Raw genomic sequence first — 6,134 nt, 5'->3', positions numbered from 1 at the left:
CCTACCAGCGCGCCATCAATATAGTGAAGAAATCTTCAATTGCCCTTGACTGACGATATCTTCATAACCGAATATAGATTCAGAAAGTGAGGCTATCCATGAATGACCACCATGACCACCCTGGGACCCACAGCGACCTGCACACTGACCTGCATAGTGAGCAAGGGGCGCTGCGAGGCGAGCACCGCGGACGGGCGGCGAACCCGATCATCAAGGTGCATGACATCGCCTGGCTCGAGTTCCAGAAGCCAGACCTGCTCGCTGCCGAGACCTTCGCGCACGCCTTCGGCTTCGCCACGAGCCTGCGCACCCCTGACGAGCTGCACCTCCGAGGCACCGACACCGGAGCGCCGTGCGTGATCGTACGGCGCGGACCGAGATCGCAATACCTGGGCGCCGCGTTCACTGCGGCCGAGGCCTCGGACGTCCTTCGCCTGGCTGACGCGACAGGCACGACCACGAAAAAACTACCGGAGACCATCGGCGGCATAGGGGTTAACCTCGTGGATCCGAGCGGCGCGGCGATTCGCGTCGTCGCAGACACGCACAAACTCCCTGCACTACCGGCCCAGACGCCGCTCACGTTCAACTCCGGCCACGAGCTGGCGCGGGCCAACCAGACCCAGCGGCCACTGCGTCAACCAGCGACGGTTCAGCGCCTCGGTCACGTCGTGCTTCAGAGCACAAAGTACCGTGAAACGCTCGACTGGCACCTGGAACACCTCGGCCTGATCGTCAGCGACTTCCTCTACTACCCTGGCCAGCGCGAGCGCGGTCCGACAATGAGCTTCATCCGCTGCGACCGGGGTTCGACACCAACCGATCATCACACCATCGCGATGACGCTGGGACCGACGAACCGCTACGTGCACTCGGCATACCAGGTCGCTGACCTCGATGCCCTTGCCGCCGGCGGTGAGCTTCTGCACGACCTTGGGTACCACCGTTCGTGGGGGATCGGCCGCCACATCCAGGGCAGCCAAATCTTCGACTACTGGCGCGATCCCAACGGATTCCTGGTCGAGCACTTCACCGATGGGGACATGTTCGACTGCACCCTCGAGCCCGGTTGGGCACAAATGTCCGCCTCCAATCTCGCCCAGTGGGGCCCTCCGGCGAGCAAGGACTTCCTCGGTATCACCCCCGGCCGGGAGTCGCTGCGCGAGCTGGCCTCGATGGTCTCAGCCCTCCGCGACGACAACGAGTTCGATTTCACGCGCCTGCGCGGCCTGATGAAAGTAGCCACCTCATGACCGTCTCCATCCTGCGTACCGCCGACAATTGGTGGGTCCACACGCCCACCGGCGCCGCCCGTATCGCCACTCTTGCGACCACCACGGGCGAGCTGATCGCCGATCGGGCGGCCATCAATGCCGCGATCGGCGGCAGCGAAACTGTGCCGGTGGAAAACCTGGACCTCATCTCGCCGGTCACAGTGCCGTGCCGCGTGGTGGCCCAGATGACGAACTTCGCCTCGCACGTGAGGGACGCCGGCATGGATCCTAAGAAAATCCCACTGACCTTCTTCCGCAAGTCCTCGGGCTCGATCAGCGGGCCCCATGACGACGTCGTCCGGCCCGGGCACGTGCGGTTCCTCGACTACGAGGCTGAGATCGGCCTCGTGATGGGCCAAGAGACCCCGGTCGGCTCGGTTATCACCGACGACACGATCGCCGACTACGTCGCTGGGCTCGTGATCACCAACGACATCTCTGCCCGCGACCTGCAACTGCCGAAGACCCAGTTCTACGAGTCCAAGTCCTACCCGAGCTTTACGCCCGCCGGACCGACACTCGTGCTCTTCGATCCCGAGGACTGGAACCGCTTTGGTGAGCTGCGGCTGCGGCTGTGGGTGAACGGCGAGGTCCGCCAGGACATGACGGTGGCCGACATGATCTACCTCCCCGTCCAGGCGCTGGGGGCACTCACCCGCTTTCAGCACCTCTCCCCCGGCGACCTGGTGCTGACTGGCACCCCTGTCGGCACCGCACTGAGCGCACCACCGAAGCCAGTCGAGATCATCAGCAATCTGCTGCCCCCGGCCACGAAGTGGCGCCTGTTCTTCAAGGCCCAGGGCCGCAATCCGAAGTACCTCAAGAGCGGTGACGTCATCGAGATCGCCGTCAGCACCGACGACGGGAAGATCGACTTGGGGCGCCAGCGCACGACGGTGAGGGACGCCCGGTGAACGGCACGACTCTCTGGCCACGGTACTCGAGCCCAGATGACATCGTCGACATTGAGAGGACCCCCCTGTCCGAACGCGGACTTCCGGCATCGACGTACGAGCTGCTGTGCCGAGCCGCCCGGCTCTGGCCGGATCGGACGGCAGTGGCAGTACTTCGGAACGCCGAGCGCTGGCAGGAACCCGCCACGCTGACGTTCGCTGAGCTTCTCGCCAATGTGAACCGGATGGCGAACCTGCTGAGACAAATCGGGGTCGGCCGCCAGGACACCGTGGCCTTACTCTCGCCCAACTGCCAGGAGCTCATCTCCGCGACCCTCGCCGCCCAGGCTGCCGGAATCGCCGTCCCGATCAACCCCGGCTTGTCCGAGGACCACATCGCCGAGCTGCTCCAGCGCTCGGGCGCGCGGGTGCTGGTGGCGGCCGGGCCCGATCTCGATCCCGTCGTCACCGAGGCCGCTTTCAGCCTCGCTAAGAAGGGCCTGGTGGACTACGTGCTCCTCATGTCACCGACCGGGCAGGCACCCGCTGGCCCGGCCTCGACCGTCGGATTCGCAAGCGTGGACTACCTGACGCGCCGGGCAGCAACCGCGTCGTCCGAGCAGTTCCACGGCGATCGGCCCGGACAAGGCGATGTGGCGGCACTCTTCCACACTGGCGGCACGACCGGCACCCCGAAGCTGGCGGCACACACCCAAGCCAACGAGGTCGCCGACGCCTGGATGCTCGCAGCCAACGACCTCCCCGGCGAGGACGCCGTGTACTTCGCCGCCCTGCCGTTGTTCCACGTCAATGCACTCGTGGTGACCGTCCTCGCTCCCCTTTTCAAGGGCCAGTCGGTCGTGTGGTCCGGACCGCTGGGCTACCGCGACCCCGCCCTCTACGGCGTCTTCTGGAAGCTGGTCGAGCACCACCGGCTTACCGCCATGAGCGCCGTCCCTACCGTCTACGCCACGCTCGCCGCATCTCCCGTGAACGCCGACATCAGCAGCCTGCGCCACGCCATGGTCGGAGCCAGCCCCTTGCCCGCGGCCGTGCGTGCCGGCTTCGAGACAGCCACCGGCGTCACCCTCATCGAAGGGTACGGCCTGACGGAAGCGACGTGCGTAAGCGTGCGGAGCTTCCCAGGCGCCACTATGAGTTCGCTCGGCTGCCGACTGCCCTACCAAGAGATCAAGTCGGTGCACGTCGACGACGACGGACACTGGCATGATCTCGGACCGGGCACCAGAGGCCAGCTGGTGATCAAGGGCCCGACGGTCTTTCCCGGCTACGTCATCGGCAACGGCCCCGACGGCCTCTTGCTCGACGGCCTCGGCAAACTGCGGGACGGCTGGCTCGACACCGGCGACCTCGGACAGGTAGATGAGGACGGATTCGTCCAGCTCACCGGCCGTGCCAAGGATCTGATCATCCGAGGCGGCCACAACATCGACCCGGCACTCGTCGAGGACGCCCTCCTCACGCACCCGGACGTGACGGGCGCAGCGGCGGTCGGCAGACCCGACCGGCATGCGGGAGAGGTACCTGTCGCCTACGTAACATTGGCTGCGGGTGCGACCACCAGGACCGAGGACCTGCTCCGATGGGCGGATGACCGGGTCGGGGAACGGGCGTCCTCGCCGAAGTCGGTCACAATCGTCAACCAGCTTCCGGTCACTGCCGTCGGCAAACTCTACAAGCTCGCGCTCCGGGCGGACGCCACCAGGGTAGCGCTGAGCGAGGCCTTGCGGGAGACGGCCGCCGTGCACGCCGTGGAGACCGATATCGAGGACGGCACGATAGTCGTCACCGTGCGTGCTGACGAGGCATCGCATGCGGCCGTCAAGCGCACCCTCGACGAGTACGGCGTCCGATGGCGGATCACGCATCGGCCCGCAGGAAAGGCGAATCGATGATCATCGTCCTCACGATAGCGCTGGTTGGATGTCTTACGGCGGCAATAGTATGAGCCCCCACAAGGAGGGCGTGGCGCCGGTGATCGTGGTCGGCGCTGGCCCTTCCGGGCTGGCTGTCGCCACCCTACTCGGCCAGTACGGCGTCGAGTGCCTCGTCTTGGACCGCTGGGAGGGCGTCTACCCGCTGCCACGGGCGGTACATCTCGACGACGAGGTCTATCGCATCCTCAATCGTCTGGGCCTGGGGACGCAATTCGCTGGGCTCAGCCGCCCTGCACACGGGCTACGTTTGCTCGCACCCGACCACCGGGTGCTCGCGGAGTTCCAGCGACCGGCCGATGGCGGCGCCCACGGCTATCCCCAAGCGAACATGTTTGACCAGCCGGACCTCGAGCAGCTCATGCGCAACAACCTCCGGATCATGCCTACGGTGACCCTGCGCGGAAATGTCGAGGTTCTCCGTGTGACCCAAGGCAACGCGGCAGTCCAGGTGGACTTCACGGATCGTGCCACAGGGGCACGCGAGTCGGTCCGTGCCAGCCACGTCCTCGGCTGCGACGGCGCCAGCAGCATGGTCAGGGGAGCCATCGGCGCGGAGATGGAGGACCTGGGCTTCGAACAGCGCTGGCTGGTTGTCGACGTCGACACTTCGGCGCAACTGAACCAGTGGGAAGGCATCCACCAACTGTGCGACTCCCACCGCGCCGGTACGTACATGCGCGTCGGAGAGGTCCGCTATCGCTGGGAGTTCCGACTGCTGCCTGACGAGACTGCCGCCGACTTTGCGACGATGGATACGCTCCATCCGCTGATCCGGCCGTGGACCGGCGACGTCCCGGTGGACGATCTGCGCGTGATCCGGGTCGCCGACTACACCTTCCGCGCCCAGGTCGCCAACAAGTGGCGCGACCGCCGGGTCTTCCTCCTCGGCGACGCCGCTCACCTGAGTCCTCCCTTCATAGGCCAGGGCATGGGGGCAGGACTCCGAGATGCGATGAACCTGGCCTGGAAGCTCGCCGGTGTTCTTGCCGGCGAGCTCCCCGCAACCACGCTGGCCAGCTACCAGACCGAGCGCAAGCGGCACGCGAAAAGAACCATCACCGTCGCAAAGCTGTTCGGCCTCACCATGACCGCGGGTGGTCGCGTCGGTACGGCCCTGCGGAGGTTTTTCGCACCGGGCCTGCACCTCGTGGCAGGCCTTCCCGCACAGTCAGGGACGCCTATACCCCTCGGCTCCCGGCTCTCGGCACTGGCCCGCACCTCCGCCGTCGGACGTCTCTGCCCCAACGCCCGCACTTCGGTCACCCCGGACGTAAAGCGATTCGATGAGGTCGCCGGAGACGGATTCGCGCTGCTAGCTCTCGCGATCACTCCCGAGGAGCGCGAACAGATCCTGCTCAGGGGCGCGGCGCCTGTCGTCCCGGACCCCGGATCTGAGCTCCATCAGTGGCTCGTTGGACATCGGATTGCTGCCGCGGTTGTCCGCCCGGATCGCGCCGTGGTGTTCACCGCCGACTCCGTCGCCGGGAGCCTCGCCCGCCTGCCGTCGTTCCACTCCGCGTCCGCGAAGACCGAGCGGACAGAGCGATGAAAGCGCATCGGCTCCCCATAACGTCCTCGGGCATGACCGCACTACCGGACGGCCAAGGTGAGGCGCAGCAGAAGTGGCCGTCACACCCCGCGGGATCAACCGCTCCCATACCCGAACACAAAAGGAACACCATGAACCCCACGACAGCCTACGCCACGATCCACGACAGTCTCGCCATCGACTCCGACAGCACTCAACGGCTCTTCCTCGAAGCGCGGACCGCCAATAGCTTCTCCTCCAAACCGGTCTCAGCCGACACATTGGCCGCGATCTACGAGCTGACGAAGATGAGCCCCACGATGATGAACAACCAGCCGCTGCGCATCACCTGGGTCCAGTCACCCGAAGCCCGCGAACGCCTTGCCTCGCACCTGGCCGACGGTAACCAGGAGAAGACCCGCACCGCCCCCGCAGTCGCGGTGCTGTCCTATGACAGCGACTGGCACGAACACTTCCCAAC

Annotated in this window: 5 protein-coding genes; all 5 read left to right on the top strand. The window is 65.9% G+C overall.

From position 1 onward, the window contains the following. Positions 1 to 98 precede the first annotated feature (98 nt). Positions 99 to 1,253 carry a VOC family protein gene (locus LQV16_RS22635; RefSeq protein WP_229996091.1) on the top strand — a complete coding sequence of 385 codons (1,155 nt, stop codon included), beginning with the start codon at positions 99 to 101 and terminating at the stop codon, positions 1,251 to 1,253. Further along, positions 1,250 to 2,188, top strand: coding sequence for a fumarylacetoacetate hydrolase family protein (locus LQV16_RS22630; RefSeq protein ID WP_229996090.1), 939 nt, complete (start codon positions 1,250 to 1,252; stop codon positions 2,186 to 2,188). Before LQV16_RS22635 ends, LQV16_RS22630 begins: the two co-directional genes overlap by 4 nt. Beyond that, positions 2,185 to 4,083: an acyl-CoA synthetase gene (locus LQV16_RS22625; RefSeq protein WP_229996089.1), complete on the top strand. Its 1,899-nt coding sequence runs from the start codon at positions 2,185 to 2,187 to the stop codon at positions 4,081 to 4,083. The genes LQV16_RS22630 and LQV16_RS22625 overlap by 4 nt, the downstream gene beginning before the upstream one ends. A 49-nt stretch (positions 4,084 to 4,132) precedes the next feature. Next, positions 4,133 to 5,674: a bifunctional 3-(3-hydroxy-phenyl)propionate/3-hydroxycinnamic acid hydroxylase gene (locus tag LQV16_RS22620; protein ID WP_229996088.1), complete on the top strand. Its 1,542-nt coding sequence runs from the start codon at positions 4,133 to 4,135 to the stop codon at positions 5,672 to 5,674. A gap of 131 nt (positions 5,675 to 5,805) precedes the next feature. Further along, positions 5,806 to 6,134 (top strand): nitroreductase family protein (locus LQV16_RS22615; protein WP_229996087.1); only part of this gene is annotated, 329 nt, incomplete at its 3' end.

This window comes from Arthrobacter sp. Bi26, assembly GCF_918697925.1.
Lineage (GTDB): Bacteria > Actinomycetota > Actinomycetes > Actinomycetales > Micrococcaceae > Arthrobacter.
The sequence above is the reverse complement of the archived record's forward strand: the minus strand, read 5'-3'. Positions and strand labels throughout refer to the sequence as shown.

Excerpts from the sequence above, each read along its gene's own strand:
- LQV16_RS22620 (WP_229996088.1), top strand. The coding sequence starts at position 4,133 with ATGAGCCCCCACAAGGAGGGCGTGGCGCCGGTGATCGTGGTCGGCGCT.
- LQV16_RS22635 (WP_229996091.1), top strand. The coding sequence starts at position 99 with ATGAATGACCACCATGACCACCCTGGGACCCACAGCGACCTGCACACT.
- LQV16_RS22630 (WP_229996090.1), top strand. The coding sequence starts at position 1,250 with ATGACCGTCTCCATCCTGCGTACCGCCGACAATTGGTGGGTCCACACG.